This is a genomic window from Streptomyces sp. NPDC102441, from assembly GCF_044765585.1.
GTDB lineage: Bacteria > Actinomycetota > Actinomycetes > Streptomycetales > Streptomycetaceae > Streptomyces.
In genome coordinates, this window is the sequence record NZ_JBIWKH010000008.1 from 314672 (window position 1) to 329239 (window position 14568).

At 71.8% G+C, this 14568-nt stretch carries 11 protein-coding genes and 1 pseudogene; 7 read left to right on the top strand and 5 right to left on the bottom strand.

Annotation, left to right across the window (positions count from 1 at the left end; all coding sequences use genetic code 11):
• Nucleotides 1–223: 223 nt before the first annotated feature.
• The 3 genes and pseudogenes from ACIREO_RS19850 to ACIREO_RS19860 all read left to right on the top strand — a co-directional run bounded on the left by ACIREO_RS19850 (nt 224) and on the right by ACIREO_RS19860 (nt 4088).
• Nucleotides 224–1042, top strand: coding sequence for a hypothetical protein (locus ACIREO_RS19850; RefSeq protein WP_404111641.1), 819 nt, complete (start codon nt 224–226; stop codon nt 1040–1042).
• A 265-nt stretch (nt 1043–1307) separates the two neighbouring features.
• Nucleotides 1308–2784: pseudogene (locus tag ACIREO_RS19855) on the top strand (aldehyde dehydrogenase family protein).
• 86 nt (nt 2785–2870) lie between these two features.
• Entirely contained in the window at nt 2871–4088 is a 1218-nt protein-coding gene (locus ACIREO_RS19860; protein WP_404111644.1) for a cysteine desulfurase-like protein, read from the top strand.
• A gap of 42 nt (nt 4089–4130) precedes the next feature.
• On the opposite strand, the gene ACIREO_RS19865 is transcribed toward ACIREO_RS19860, so the two are convergent.
• Nucleotides 4131–4919, bottom strand: coding sequence for an IclR family transcriptional regulator (locus tag ACIREO_RS19865; RefSeq protein ID WP_404111647.1), 789 nt, complete (start codon nt 4917–4919; stop codon nt 4131–4133).
• 230 nt (nt 4920–5149) lie between these two features.
• Here ACIREO_RS19865 and ACIREO_RS19870 point away from each other — a divergent pair, with 230 nt between their 5' ends.
• Nucleotides 5150–6487 (top strand): gluconate:H+ symporter, encoded by a 1338-nt coding sequence (locus ACIREO_RS19870; protein ID WP_404111650.1) that lies wholly within the window; start codon nt 5150–5152, stop codon nt 6485–6487.
• A gap of 49 nt (nt 6488–6536) precedes the next feature.
• A complete protein-coding gene (locus ACIREO_RS19875) occupies nt 6537–7865 on the top strand; it encodes an enolase C-terminal domain-like protein (RefSeq protein WP_404111652.1) in 1329 nt (442 codons plus the stop codon).
• A 76-nt stretch (nt 7866–7941) separates the two neighbouring features.
• On the opposite strand, the gene ACIREO_RS19880 is transcribed toward ACIREO_RS19875, so the two are convergent.
• Nucleotides 7942–8817: an SDR family NAD(P)-dependent oxidoreductase gene (locus ACIREO_RS19880; protein ID WP_404111655.1), complete on the bottom strand. Its 876-nt coding sequence runs from the start codon at nt 8815–8817 to the stop codon at nt 7942–7944.
• A 147-nt stretch (nt 8818–8964) separates the two neighbouring features.
• Here ACIREO_RS19880 and ACIREO_RS19885 point away from each other — a divergent pair, with 147 nt between their 5' ends.
• Entirely contained in the window at nt 8965–9981 is a 1017-nt protein-coding gene (locus ACIREO_RS19885; protein WP_404111658.1) for a LysR family transcriptional regulator, read from the top strand.
• On the opposite strand, the gene ACIREO_RS19890 is transcribed toward ACIREO_RS19885, so the two are convergent.
• Together ACIREO_RS19890 and leuA are read right to left on the bottom strand one after the other, a co-directional pair.
• Nucleotides 9929–10729 carry an ABC transporter ATP-binding protein gene (locus ACIREO_RS19890; RefSeq protein ID WP_404111660.1) on the bottom strand — a complete coding sequence of 267 codons (801 nt, stop codon included), beginning with the start codon at nt 10727–10729 and terminating at the stop codon, nt 9929–9931. The two genes, ACIREO_RS19885 and ACIREO_RS19890, sit on opposite strands and share 53 nt — an antisense overlap.
• Nucleotides 10726–12543 (bottom strand): 2-isopropylmalate synthase, encoded by a 1818-nt coding sequence (gene leuA, locus ACIREO_RS19895; RefSeq protein WP_404111663.1) that lies wholly within the window; start codon nt 12541–12543, stop codon nt 10726–10728. The genes ACIREO_RS19890 and leuA overlap by 4 nt, the downstream gene beginning before the upstream one ends.
• 191 nt (nt 12544–12734) lie before the next feature.
• Between leuA and ACIREO_RS19900 the strand changes: the two genes are divergently transcribed.
• Nucleotides 12735–13430 carry a FadR/GntR family transcriptional regulator gene (locus ACIREO_RS19900; protein ID WP_404111665.1) on the top strand — a complete coding sequence of 232 codons (696 nt, stop codon included), beginning with the start codon at nt 12735–12737 and terminating at the stop codon, nt 13428–13430.
• 60 nt (nt 13431–13490) lie between these two features.
• On the opposite strand, the gene ACIREO_RS19905 is transcribed toward ACIREO_RS19900, so the two are convergent.
• On the bottom strand, nt 13491–14438 hold the full coding sequence (locus ACIREO_RS19905; protein ID WP_404111668.1) for a hypothetical protein: 948 nt from the start codon (nt 14436–14438) through the stop codon (nt 13491–13493).
• Nucleotides 14439–14568 lie beyond the last annotated feature (130 nt).

Below are 14568 nucleotides of genomic sequence, written 5' to 3' on the forward strand. Positions count from 1 at the left end.
CCGGCCATGACCTCGGTCGTGTCGCGGATCCGGCCACAAACCGGCCAGTTCCGGCTCTTCGCCCAGCAGAGCAGTCCGTAAGTCCTCCGGATCCGAATCATGGGCGGAGCCAGTGCGCGCAGGCGGGGTTGCGGAGATCTCCGGAACACGCCTGGCGCAGGGGGCCTGGCAAGGGGCGAGCCCCGCCGACGAGCGGCCGGGGCGGACGTAGGGGGAGACACACATGGGCATACGCGGCTCGACAGTGGACGACGACGTGAGGGACGACGGCACGACGGCCGAGGAAGGGGACAGCCACCGGGCCACCCGCACGCGAGGGGCCGGGACCCCGATGGCGGGCAAGGGCTCGGCCGTGAACGACGCGGCACCCGTTCACAGCCCGGAGCGCGGCGGTGCCGCGCCGCCCACCCGGCCGGTCTTCGTCGACGCCACCGGGAAGCGCGGCCGGACCTGGCGCCGTACAGGGACCATCGCGGCGCTCTGCTGTGCCTGCTACGCCACGGCTGTGACCGCCGCGCTGGTCGGAGGCGACTCCCGGGCGCCCTACCTGCGACTGCCCCGGGTGCTGGGTCTGGACCGCGGCGTGGAGGAACAGTCGCCCCGGAGTCAGGACGGGGACCGGGCGGCAGTGGCCGCGGAAATTATGCCCGGCACGTCCGGTCCGGTGGCATCCGGGCCGGTCGCATTCGGTCCGGCGGGCCCGTCGGCGCCCGCGCGGGCCGCTGTCCCGCACTCCACCGAAGCGTCCGGCGATGCCGCCGGTGTCCCCGCCGTGGGTGAGCGGTCCGCAGTGCCCACCTCCGGGCCCCGGTCCTCCGCCCCGGCGTCCGGCGCATCCGCGGGGAACACGCAGGGCGGTGAAGGATCCACGGATGAACCCTCCTCACCCGCCCCCGACAGCGGAAGTGGCTCCGGAGCCGGGGGTGCGACCGCAGGGGATGACGACGCCCAGGGCCAGGAGCCCGAGGAGACCGCCGCGCCGGGCGGGCCGCTCGGTGATCTGCTGGGTGGGCTGCTCGGCGGGCTGCTGGGAGGGGCCTGACCTGCGGCCGACAGGCCCCTCTGCGTTGCCGGGGGTACCCCGACTGCCCACTCCTCCGCCTTGCGATGCACGGCACCGGACCCCGCTTCTCGATCCGGCCTGACCCGGACGAAAGACCCTAGGTGAGGTGACGTTCCATGACCCGGGGGAGCGTGGTCAGTGCCTCCAGCACCTTGGCGCGGTCCTCTGTGGTGGAATCGACAGGCAGGGCCGGCCGAACTCCCCGACGGCCGACCCGATCCCGACTCGCGAGGAGGAACCCCTCATGACCAGCACAGACTCCGCCCCCTCGGCGTCCGGGCCGATCTGGTCCTCGAAGATCTTCGACGGCTCCTGGCGTGCTGCGGGCGGGGGCACCATCGAGGTGACGGCCCCCGCCACCGGCGAGGTCGTCGCGACCGTGGGCGCGGCCACCGCCGAGGACGTCGACGCATCGGTCGCTTCCGCGAGGACGGCGCAGCGCGCCTGGGCGAAGCTCGGCTACGCCGAGCGGGCCCAGGTCTTCATCAAGGCCTCCGCCCTGCTGGCCGCCGACCCCGACCGCATCGTGCGGTGGCTCGTCCCGGAATCGGGCTCCGGGCAGGGCAAGGCCGCAGTTCGAGGTCGGTCTGCTCGTCTCGGAGCTCAACGAGGCGGCGGCGCTGACCTCGGAGCCCTACGGCGAGCTGTTGCGGAGCTCGAAGCCCCGCCTCTCCGCCGTGCGCCGGCTCCCGCTCGGAGTCGTGGGCGTCATCAGTCCGTTCAATTTCCCCGCCATCCTGGCCCTGCGCTCGGTGGCCCCGGCGCTGGCCGCGGGCAACGCGGTGGTCCTCAAGCCCGATCCCCGCACTCCGGTGTCCGGAGGCCTCGCGCTCGCCGAACTGCTGGCCGACGCCGGGCTGCCCGAAGGCCTGCTGCACGTCCTGCCGGGCGGCACCGAGGTCGGCGAGGCCCTGGTCGCGCACCCGGACGTGCCCTGCATCTCCTTCACCGGCTCCACCCCGGCCGGCCGTGCGATCGGCACGGCGGCGGCCCCTCTGCTCAAGAAGGTGCACCTGGAGCTGGGCGGCAACAACGCCCTCCTGGTCCTCCCGGACGCCGACCTGGACGCCGCGGCCTCGGCCGGTGCCTGGGGCTCCTTCCTGCACCAGGGCCAGATCTGCATGACCACCGGACGCCATCTGGTGCATGTCTCCCAAGCCGCCGAGTACGCCGCCAAGCTCGCCGAGAAGGCGGACGGAATCCCGGTCGGTGACCCCGTGGACCCGGCCAACGTGCTCGGCCCGGTCATCGACGAGCGGCAGCGCGACAGGATCCACTCGATCGTCACACGCACCGTCGAGCAGGGCGCGGAGCTCGCGGCCGGCGGCACCTACGACGGCCTGTTCTACCGTCCCACCGTCCTGACCGGTGTGCCGTCGGACTCCCCGGCGTTCGTGGAGGAGGTGTTCGGCCCGGTCGCCCCCGTCGTCACGTACGAGACCGTCGGCGAGGCCATCGACATCATCAACTCCTCCGAGTACGGGCTGTCCGTGTCGATCCTCACGGGCAACGCCTTCGCCGCGTGGGAACGCGCCGACCGGATCGAATCGGGCGCGGTGCACATCAACGACCAGACGGTGGACGACGAGGCGGTGGCTCCCTTCGGCGGCACCAAGGCGTCCGGGACGGGAGGCCGCTTCGGAGGCAGGGCGAGCCTGGACACCTTCTCCGACGTGCAGTGGATCACCGCTCAGGCACACATCGAGCGCTACCCGTTCTGACCGTCCGGCGCGCGGGCTGTGAGCCAGGAGCGCGCCGGACAACCCGCCCAGTTCCGCAGCCCGGCTTCCCCTTCCCGGAGTACCCCTTGACGAGCGACACCGGCCACACCCTCGACGTGCAGGCGATCCGTGCCTGCTTCCCGGCGCTGAAGGCGGGCACCGCCCGTTTCGACGCGCCGGGTGGCACCCAGACGCCCCAGCAGGTCATCGACGCGATCACCGTGGCCCTCACCCGCCCGCTGGCCAACCGCGGCGTGCTCACGGAGGGCGGGCGCAACGCCGAGGCGATCGTGACCGGTGCGCGGCATGCCCTGGCCGACCTGCTCGGCTCGGAGGCCGGATCGGTGGTGTTCGGGCGCAGCGCCACCCAGCTCGTCTACGATCTGGCGCGCACCCTGGCCAAGGACTGGGGGCCGGGGGACGAGGTGGTGGTTTCCCGGCTGGACCACGACTCGAACATACGGCCCTGGGTCCAGGTCGCCGAGGCCGTGGGCGCGACGGTCCGGTGGGCCGACTTCGACCCCGCGACGGGCGAGCTCGGCACCGAGCACATCGAGGCCGTGCTGTCCGGCCGCACCCGGCTCGTCGCCGTCACGGCCGCCTCCAACCTCATCGGCACCTGCCCCGACATCCCGGCCCTCGCCGCGCTGGTGCACGGGGCCGACGCGCTCTTCCATGTCGACGCCGTGCACTACGCCTCGCACGCCACGGTCGACCTGGCCGCGCTCGGCGCGGACACGCTGGTCTGCTCGCCCTACAAATTCCTCGGACCGCACCTCGGCGTGCTCACCGGGCGGCGGGAGCTGCTCCACAGCCTGCGGCCGGACAAGCTGCTGCCCTCCAGCGACGCCGTCCCCGAGCGTTTCGAACTGGGCACGCTGCCCTACGAACTGCTGGCGGGCGCGACGGCGGCCGTGGACTTCCTCGCCGGGCTCGTCCCCGGAACCGGCAGCCGACGGGAGGACCTGGGCCGCGCGTTCACGGCGCTCGCCTCGCACGAGGACCGGCTGCGCGGTCGCATGGAGGAGGGCCTGGCGTCGCTGGACGACGTCACGGTGCATTCCCGCGCGGCACGGCGCACCCCGACCACACTGTTCACGCTGGCGGGCAGGAAGCCGGAAGAGGTCTCCCAGCACCTGGCCGGACGCGGTGTGGACGCACCGGCGGGGTCCTTCTACGCCTGGGAGGCGTCCCGCAGGCTGGGACTGGGCGAGGACGGCGGTGTACGGGTCGGTCTCGCGCCCTACTCGTGCGACGACGACGTCGACCGGCTCCTGAACGCGCTCGACGTGCCCCGCCGCTGACACGACGGCAGGAGCCGGGAGTGCGGCGGACGCGCCCCTCGCTCAGCGCCAGTCGGGGGCGCCGGGGGCGGGGGACAGGACGCTCTCGATCTTCGCCCGGATCTCCCGCATGACCGCCACCACCCGCGTCTCGTGCTCCTCGCTGAGCCGTGCCACGGGCACCGAACAGCTGATGGCGTCGATGGCCGGTGTGTCGTACCGCAGGGCGAAGCCGAAGCCCGCGATGCCCGTCACGGTCTCCTCGCGGTCGATGGAGTAGCCCCGCTCGCGTACCCGGGCGAGGTCGGCGAGCAGTGTGGTCCGCCCGGTGTGGGTGTTCTCCGTACGGGGCGTCAGGGGGCCAGCGGCGAGCGGCAGTTGATCGTCCGGGCGCTCGGCGAGCAGGGCCTTGCCGAGCGCTCCGGCATGGGCCGGGATCCGGCGGCCGACCCGGTTGATGGTGCGCAGGTACTCGTGGGACTCGCGCGTCGCGAGATAGACGACGTTGGTGCCGTCGAGCCGGGCCAGATGGATCGTCTCACCGAGCGCGTCGGAGGCCTCGTCGAGATACGGGCGGGCGGCGCGCACATGCGGGTCGCTGTCCAGGTAGCTCGTCCCCGTGTGGAGGGCGCGGATGCCGATGCCGTAGAGGGAGCCGGTCGTGTCGGTCCGAACCCAGCCACAGTCGATGAGGGTCCGCAGCAGCTGGTACATGCTGCTGCGCGGTACGCCGAGTTCCTCGGCGAGCTCGTCCAGGCGGGCCGGCCGGTCGCCACGGGCGGCGAGGACTTCGAGCAGCGCGACGGTGCGGGATGCCGACTTCACCCCACGGACCCCGGTGTTCTCCGACATCTCCACATCCTAGATCCGGGGCGCCGCACCCATTGACCGCGTTGCGTTCACACGCCTAACCTCCGTTCTCATACATATACGCCATCTGCATATAGGGATGGGATTTGTGGGGCGGTTCAGCGCGGACACCGGAGACGTCGTTCAGCGGCCGCCGGACGGCTCCCGCCAGGAACCCTTCGCAGGCCCGGGTTCCACAGCCCGACAGTCCGACAGTTCAAAGGGGAACTGACATGCCGCTCGTCGTGGTCGGGATCAGCGTTCTGGTGCTGCTGCTCCTGATGACTCGCATGAAACTCAACGGCTTCGCCGCACTGCTGCTCGTGGCGGTCGGCGTGGCACTGGTCCAGGGGATCCCCGCGATGGAGATCCCGGACGTCCTCTCGGCGGGCATCGGGGACCAGATAGGCGACACCATGCTCACGATCGGCCTGGGCGCCATGGTCGGCCGGGTCATGGGCGACTCCGGAGCCGCCCAGCGGATCGCGGGCAAGCTACTCGACGCCTTCGGGCCGCGCGGGGTCCAGGTGGCCATGGTGGTCACGTCGATGCTCATCGGCGTGACCATGTTCTACGAGGTCGCCTTCATCATCATCGTGCCCATCGCGTTCACGCTCGTCAGGGTCACCGGGGTCAACCTGCTGTGGGTGGGCCTGCCGATGTCGATCGCCCTGTCCACGATGCACAGCTTCCTGCCGCCGCACCCCGGCCCCACCGCCGTAGCCGCGACGTTCCACGCCTCCGTCGGCCACACCCTCTTCTACGGCCTGTTCATCGCCGTACCGGCCGGTGCGCTCATCGCGCTCCTGTGGCCGCGACTGCCGTTCGTCAGGGCGATGAACCCCTCCATGCCCAAGGGCCTGGTCAGTGAGCGCGAGTTCACCGACGAGGAGATGCCCGGCATGGGCTGGTCGCTGTTCGTCGCCCTCTTCCCCGTGGTGCTGATCGCCGGCGCTGCCGTCACCGACATGCTCACGTCCGGCGAGAGCCCCGTCCTGCACGGCGTCGCCTTCATCGGCTCGGCACCCGTCGCGCTCCTGCTGGCCCTCCTCCTGGCGGCCTGGGCGTTCGGACCGCGGATCGGCCGCAGCCTGGCCGACGTCAGCGCGTCCTGTGCCTCGGCGGCCCAGGCGATGGCGATGATCCTCCTGGTCATCGGCGCGGGCGGCGCCTTCAAGAACGTCCTCGTCGAAGGCGGGATATCCGACTACATCAAGGACATCACCGAGCACTGGTCGATCTCGCCGATCATCCTGGCCTGGCTGATCGCCGCCATCCTCCGCATCGCGCTCGGTTCGGCGACGGTCGCCGTGGTCACCGCCTCCGGTGTGGTCCTGCCGCTCCTCGCGGGCAGCGGAGCCCACCCCGAGATGATGGTGCTCGCCGTCTCGTGCGGGTCGATCGCCTTCTCCCACGTCAACGACCCGGGATTCTGGCTGTTCAAGGAGTACTTCAACCTCTCGGTCATCCAGGCGATCAAGGTCCGTACCGGCTATACGACAGTGCTTGCCGTCCTCGGTCTCGGCGGCGTCCTGGCGGCCGAGTGGACCCTCGACGTCATCGGCCTCTGACACCGCTCTCCGCCCGGCACCTCTCTCGCACCCAAGGAACCCGACCAGCATGAACCAGCCGACCATCACCCACTTCGCCGTCTATCCGGTCGCCGGGCGCGACTGCATGGAGCTGAACCTCTCCGGCGCCCACGGGCCCTTCTTCACCCGCAACATCGTCGTCCTCAAGGACTCCGAAGGCCGTACGGGACTGGGGGAGGTGCCGGGAGGCGAGAAGATCACCCGGACCCTGCGGGATGCCGAGTCGCTGGTCGTCGGCGCGAAGGTGGGCGATTACAAGCGTGTCCTGCGTGAGATCGGCAGCCGGTTCGCGGACCGCGACCCGGGCGGACGAGGCGCCCAGACCTTCGACCTGCGGACCACCGTGCACGCCGTCACCGCAGTCGAGTCGGCCCTGCTCGACCTGCTGGGCCAGCATCTGGACATACCGGTCGCGGCGCTGCTGGGCGACGGTCAGCAGCGGGACTCCGTACGGGTGCTGGGCTATCTCTTCTACGTCGGCGACCCCGGCCGCACCGACCTGGACTACGTCCGCGAGCCGGGCTCCGGCGTCGACTGGTACCGCATCCGGCATGAGGAGGCCCTCACACCGGAGGCGATCGTCCGCCAGGCCGAGGCCGCCTACGACCTGTACGGCTTCCGGGACTTCAAGCTCAAGGGCGGGGTCCTGGCCGGCGCTGAGGAGGTCCGGGCGGTACACGCGCTCAAGGACCGTTTTCCCGAGGCGCGGATCACCCTGGACCCGAACGGTGCCTGGTCGCTGCGCGAGGCGGTCGAGCTGTGCGCCCCGCTGGTGGGTACGCTCGCCTACGCCGAGGACCCCTGCGGGGCGGAGGACGGCTACTCGGGGCGCGAGGTCCTCGCCGAGTTCCGCCGCGCCACCGGCCTGCCGACCGCGACCAACATGATCGCCACCGACTGGCGTCAGCTGACCCACGCCCTGGCCCTCCAGTCGGTGTCCATCCCGCTGGCCGACCCGCACTTCTGGACCATGCAGGGCTCCGTGCGCGTGGCTCAGCTGTGCAACGCGATGGGCCTGACCTGGGGCTGCCACTCCAACAACCACTTCGACATCTCGCTCGCCATGATCACGCACTGCGGCGCCGCAGCCCCGGGCGAGTACAACGCCCTGGACACGCACTGGATCTGGCAGGAGGGCCTGGAGCGGCTCACCGTCGAACCCCCGCGCATCGCCGGCGGTGAGATCGCCGTCCCCGACGCCCCCGGCCTGGGTGTCGAACTCGACATGGACCGCCTCCTCGCGGCCCACGAGCTCTACCGCGAGGAGGCGCTGGGGGCGCGGGACGACGCCGACGCCATGCAGTACCTCGTGCCCGGCTGGACGTTCGACGCCAAGCGGCCCTGTCTGGTGCGGTAGGGCTCCCCGGGGGGCGGACCGCCACCGGGGCGGACCGCCACGGCGGCGGTCCGCCCGAAGCCGTTGCCATGCCCCGTCAGGACGCGCGTGCCGCCGTCGCCATGAGCTCCGCCGTCCACCTGCGTACGGCCTGGGTCAGCTCGGGTGTGACGAACGCCAGGAGCGTATCGTCCACGGTCCCGTCGGGCCCGAGGACCAGGCCGGTGCTCCCGTCCAGAGCCGGGTCCGTCGCCGCGGTCAGAGGGCCCTTCGACGCCGACGCGACCGGAGCCGAGACGCCCTTGAGGATCTGCTCCCAGTGGGGACGCAGCGCCGGAGGCAGGATGTCGATCGTCATGGCCGCGGCGTTGTCGGTCGCTGCGGCCCCGGGATCGGCGGCGAGCACCGAGATGCCCCTGGGCCTCAGACGCTCGGCGAGCTCCATGGAGTGCGCGAGGTGGGCCAGCTTGGCCCGGCCCGTGGCGGCCAGGCCGTAGTGGGGGCCCGGCGGTTCGGCGTCCGCGAACACGGTCTGCGCCGCGGCGATGGCGCTCGACGTGACGTTCACGATGCGGCTCGGGGCCCCGGCGGCGAGCGCGTCGAGTAGCGCCTCGGTGAGGACGTAGGGCGAAAGGTGGTTCAGGGCGATGCTCGCCTCGACACCCTCCGGGCTCACCCACCGCTCGGTCCACATGCCGCCCACGTTGTTCACCAGGAGGTTCAGGGGGCCTTCACCGGCGAGGCGCTCTCCCAGCTGCCGGGTCTCGGCGAGTGACGACAGCTCGGCGCGGACGAAACGTCCCGCGCCGCGTCCGGCGGCCTCGTCGACACGGGCCACCGCGGCCTCTCCCCGGGCCGGGTCGCGCCCGACGAGGGTGACGTCCCATCCTCGCCTTGCCAGGCCGAGGGCCGTCTCCAGGCCTATGCCGCCGGTACCGGCCGTCACCACTGCCTGCGGGGCGTGCTCAGTCATCCTGTGCTCCCGTTCGATGCGTCGTCCGTGGGCGGGTGCGCCCTCCGTCCGTGCCTCCAGCAGACAGGGCGGGCGTCGATCATGGAAGTTCCGATCCGGCATGGCCCTATGCCCCACCGGCATGGCATCGGGTGGGACGATGGCCGCATGGGTGACGTGGAGATCCGGCAGGTCCACTACTTCATCGCTGTGGCGGAGGAGGGGAACTTCACCCGTGCCGCACAGAGACTGACGATGACGCAGCCCGCGCTCTCCAGGGCGATCCTGGCCCTGGAGAGGACCATGGGCACCCCGCTGCTGCTGCGTACCCCGAAGGGCGTCACACCCACCGCCGCCGGTCACGCGATGCTCGAAGAGGGCAGGGCGCTGCTGGCCCAGGCGGGGAACGTGGCCTCGCGGGTGCGCCGGGCGGCCGAGCAGCAGGCCTCGGTGACGGTGACCGGCCCCGGCTGTGACGCGTCTCTGCTGGACGGCATGATCCGGTCGTACAACGAGTCCGGCCCGCCGCATCCTGCCCGGATGACCGTCGGCACGATCGACGACCAGCTCGGCCGGCTCGGGTCAGGGCAGGCGGACGTCGCGCTCCTGCGCGCTCCCCTGCCCGGACGCGGGCTGGACAGCGTGGTGCTCCGCCACGAACGCGTCAGCGTGCTGATGGGGGCCGGGCACCGGCTGGCCGACCGGGAGACCGTGACGATCGCCGATCTCGCCGGTGAACCACTGCTCGACTGGCTGGGCCCGGGTGCCCAGCTCACCGACCCTGCCCTCTGGCCGGACGGGCTGCCGGGCACGCCGGGGCCCCGGGTGAGCGACGGCCTGCAGATGCTGGCGGTGGTCCGGCTCGGGCAGGCCGTCGCGCTCGCCGCCCCGCCGGCGGACGGCACCGGTGCGCCCGAGGGAACCGTCGGGATCCACCTGGAGGACGGGCCGGCCGTACCCCTGCGGCTGGTCTGGCCGAAGGAGCGGACGACGCCGGGCGTCCGGCGCTTCGTGAGGCACACCGTCGCGTCGTTCCGGGCGGGGGATCAGCGGCTCCGGCCGCCGGCACGGCACGTGCCGCCGGGCCGGAGCGCTCCTCGGGGAACGTCCGCCCCGGCGGGAGGCCAGGGCCTCAGCGGATCCGGCGGTTCGTCCGCACGCTCCACCGGCCCTCGAAGCGGGTGAGGTGGACCGGGTGGTCGAAGCACTTGCTGATCTGATCGCTGGTCAGCACCTCGTCGGCGGGTCCCGAGGCGAGGCACCGCCCGTCACGCAGCAGCATCACATGCGTCGTACCGGGAGGGAGCTCCTCCAGATGGTGCGTGACCAGGACCGACGCGAGCTCCGGTGAGCTCTGCTGAAGGGTGTCGATCCGCTCGATCAGCTGCTCACGGCCCGCGACGTCCAGACCCGTCGCCGGTTCGTCCAGGAGCAACAGCCGCGGCCGTGGCATGAGCGCCCGCGCGATCAGGGCGCGCCCCCGCTCGCCCTGGGACAAGGTCGGCCACCTCGCCTCCAGCCGCCCCGCGAGGCCGAGAAGGCCGGTGAGGCTGTCGGCCAGGGCCACCTGCTCCGGCGTCGGCCTCCAGCGGGCCACGGGCTCGACGCTGTTCGTCAGGCCCGTCAGGACGACATCCCTGACCCTCAGCGGTGAGCGCAGCGCATGGCGCGGGTCGACATGGCCGACGTACGTGCGGAGTTGGCGCAGGTCGACCCGTCCCAGCTCGTGTCCCAGGACCTCGACCGTGCCGCGGGTGGGGTGCGTGAGCGCTCCGAGAAGGCTGAGCAGCGTGCTCTTGCCGGCACCGTTGGCGCCGAGCAGGGCCCAGTGCTCGCCGGCCCGCACGGTCAGCGACACCTCGCTCAGGATGTGGTTCCCGTCGCGTACGAGGTCCACGTCGCGGACTCGGAGGACGGGGGGCGTGTCGGTCATCGGGTCTGTGCTCCAGTGCGGTTGACGGCGGCCATGACGGCATGGACGGACGCGGCCAGGACCGAGGTGTCCCAGCCGGATCCCCAGCGGGTGACCCCGTCCGCACGGCACTCGGCGTAGGCGACGGCGGGGCTGCCCGGCCCGGTGGCGGTGGCATGCTCGGCGTAGCCCAGGACGTCGACGGTGACACCGGCCGAACGCAGGGCGTCCGTCAGAGCGGAGAGCGGGCCGTTCCCGGTGCCCCGGCAGGGGCGGACCTGCCCGTCGGCGCGCAGCTCGCAGGTGAACTCGTGCTCACCGGGCCCGGTCTCCGAGGTGGCCCAGGAATCCAGCGTGAGCGTGCCGTCCTCGGCGGGGGTGATGTACGTGGTGCGGAAGAGGTCCCACAGCTCCTTGTGGGAGAGCTCGCGCCCGGTGCTGTCCGTGACGTGCTGCACCGTGCGCGAGAAGTCCGGACGCATCGCCTGTGGCAGGTCCAGCCCGTGGTGGGTGCGGAGCAGGTGGGCGATTCCCCCCTTCCCGGACTGGGAGTTGATGCGGATGATCTCCTCGTACGTACGCCCGATGTCACCCGGGTCGATGGGCAGGTAGGGCACCTCCCAGGACGCATCTCCCGCGCTCACCCCGGATTCGGCGGCCTGCTTCGCGTGGTGGGCCATGCCCTTGGCGATGGCGTCCTGGTGGGTGCCGGAGAACGCCGTGTGCACGAGTTCACCGCCGTAGGGGTGCCTGGGGTGGACCGGGAGCCGGTTGCAGTGCTCCACCACGTCGCGGACCGCGTCGATGTCGGAGAAGTCGATCATCGGGTCGACGCCCTGCGCGTACAGGTTGAGGGCAAGGGTCACCAGGTCGACGTTGCCCGTGCGCTCGCCGTTGCCGAACAGGCAGCCCTCCACCCGCTGGGCGCCCGCCAGCACGGCGAGTTCGGCGCAGGCGACACCGGTGCCCCGGTCGTTGTGGGGATGTACGGAGAGGATCACGGAATCGCGGCGGGCCAGATGGCGGTGCATGTACTCGATCTGGTCGGCGTACACGTTGGGGGTGGCGATCTCCACCGTGGCCGGCAGGTTGTGGATCACCGGCCGGTCCGGGCTCGCCTCCCACAGTGCGGTGAGGCCGTCGCAGATCTCCAGGACGAAGTCCGGCTCGGTGAGGTTGAAGACCTCCGGGGAGAACTCGAACCGGATGTCCGCGTCCGGCCGTTCCCCCGCACGCCGCATCAGGTGCGCGGCGGCGTCCCTGATCAGTGCGTGGACCTCGGAGCGGGACCGTCCCAGCACGACGTCCCGCCACACGGGCGCGGTCGCGGTGTAGAGGTGGACCAGGGCGTGGGGGAGCCCCTCGATGGAGTCGACGGTCCGGTCGATCAGGTCCTTGCGGGCCGGTGTGAACACGGAGATCGTCACGTCGTCCGGAACGGCGCCGCTTTCGGCGAGGTGGCGTACGAAGTCGAAGTCGGTCCGGCTGGCGGACGGGTAGCCGACCTCGATCTCCTTGAAGCCCATGGTGACCAGGAGATCGAACAGCCGGCGCTTGCGCTCGGTGTCCATGGGCTCGGCCAGTGCCTGGTTCCCGTCCCGCAGGTCGACGGGCACCCACAGGGGAGCGCGTTCGAGCCGGCGCGAGGGCCAGGTGCGGTCCGCCAGGGGGAGTGCCACCCGGTCGTGAGCGGGGCGGTAGCGGTGGTGGGGCATCGCGCTCGGGCGCTGGCGGTTCCACGCCGGTGCGCCCGCCGGGACGTCGCCGGACGGAGTGCGCAGGGTGGGGAACGCCGTGGCCCCGGAGAGGAACGGAGTGACGGTGAAGGAAGTCATCGTGGGAAAACTGCTTTCGGTCGGCCATGGAACGACCGGCACAGCCCGACCCCCGCTGCGGGGGGCCGGTCGGTCGTGTCAGGCCCCGCAGCGGCGGACGAGGAGAAGGAGCTCGTTCAGCGGCATGCCGGGTACAGTAGCCGCCATAAACTCCTCAGACAACCTGAGGTGTGAATCGGGAAGTGACTCACATGCCGCTGGGACCCCTGAGAGCTTCGCCCCTGGTCGAGCAGGCCACCGAGCAACTGCGCGAGCAGATCACCGGGGGCGTCTGGCCCGTGGGGACGAAACTCCCCGGGGAGACAACGCTGGCCGCGTCCCTCGGCGTCGGGCGCTCCACGGTCCGTGAGGCGCTGCGCGCACTCGCCGGGGCGGGGCTTGTGCAGGCGAGACAGGGGGCGGGCGTCTTCGTCATCGCGGCCGAGCCCAAGGAGGACTGGGCCGCGCAGTTGCGCCGCGCGGCCGTCACCGACGTCTACGAGGTCCGCATCGGCATCGAGGTCGAAGCCGCGCGGCTGGCTGGGCGGCGCCGGACGGCCGGCGACGTAGCCGGCCTCACCGCGGCCCTGGCCGGACGCCGCGCCGCCGCGGACGCTGGAGCGGGCGACGCGGCATTCGTCGACGCGGACATCGCGCTGCACGCCGCCGTGGTCGCGGCGGCACACAACCCCGTACTGTCCGCGCTGTTCAAGGAATTCGTTCCCACGCTGCGCAAGGGGCTGATCGACATGCTCGAACTGCTCGACCTGCGCTCCGGGGACCCGAACCACGGCGACGACGGCCATGCCGCGCTGGTGGACGCCGTGGTGCGGGGGGACGGCGATGCGGCAGGCCGCACGCTCCGTGAGGAGCTGGAGCAGACGCTGGCCCGGCTCACGTCGCTGTAGTCGAAGGAGGAGGAACGACCGCGCCCGGGACCAGTAGCTCGGGTCCGGTGCGGGCGCGCGTCAGTGACCGTGGCCCCCGCTCTCGTGTCCTTCGGAAGGCGCCGTCGGGGACGGGGTGTCCGCCGCCGCTCCGGACGGGACGGTGAAGGCGGCCGTCCGCACGGTGCCGTTGTGCTTGAAGTCCAGGAACAGCCGGTAGGTGGCGGAGCTGGGCGCCGTCGCCGTGAACGAGACCTCAGGCCCGGGCTTCGTGGAGCCGTCGCCGGGCTCCCCGTCGGGGTGGACGTGGAGATAGGCGAGGTCACCGGCGCGCAGGGCGACGAGATGTCCGTACGCGCCCAGATGGGGCTGCAGGCCGGTGACGGGCCGGCCGTCCTTCCGTACGGTGAACACGAGGCGCTCCGGCGTGCCGGTGCGCAGGGCGCCGTTGAGGGAGACCGTGTATCCGTCGACCGTGGCGGACAGGGCGGGCTTCGGAAGCTCCGCCGCCTTGTACGGCCCGGACACGGCGAGATCCGCGCCCAGGGTCAGGTTCGCGGTGTTCCTGCCGGCGGGGGTGAAATCCGCGAAGACCCGGTAGTCGCCCGCTGCGGGCAGTTCGACCGAGGTGCTCCACGTGCCGTCGGCCGCCCGGGTGGGATGCAGGTGGCGGTAGGTGGCCAGGTCGTGTGAGGCGAGGATCAGATGCAGTTCCTTGTCGTGCTCGCGCTGGAAGGCGGTGACCTGCCGGCCCGACCGGTCGAGGATGGCGAAGCGCAGCTCGCTCCTCTGCTCCGCCTTCACCCGCGGGGTCCTGAGGTCGAGCGTGTAGCCGGCCTCGGAGATCTGGAGGCCGCCGGCCGGAGAGTCGGTGCGGCCGTCGGCGGCATGCGGCGGGGCGCTCTCCGTATGGCGGGAGGGATCGGAGGTGCCGGCTCCGGGACCGGCGACTGCTCCGACGCCGTAGGCCGCGCCGAAGGAGGCCGCGAGTGCGGCGGTGAACGCGGTGATCTTCGCGGCGGGGTTCATGGATGCTCCTGATTGTTTCCGCGTGGAGGGCTCGCGACGGCCCAATATCTCCAACTTATACCCTTGGGGGGTATGCGCAAGCAGTGCCGCCGGAACTTGCCAGGGGTACGGGTGGGGGGTATACCTGACA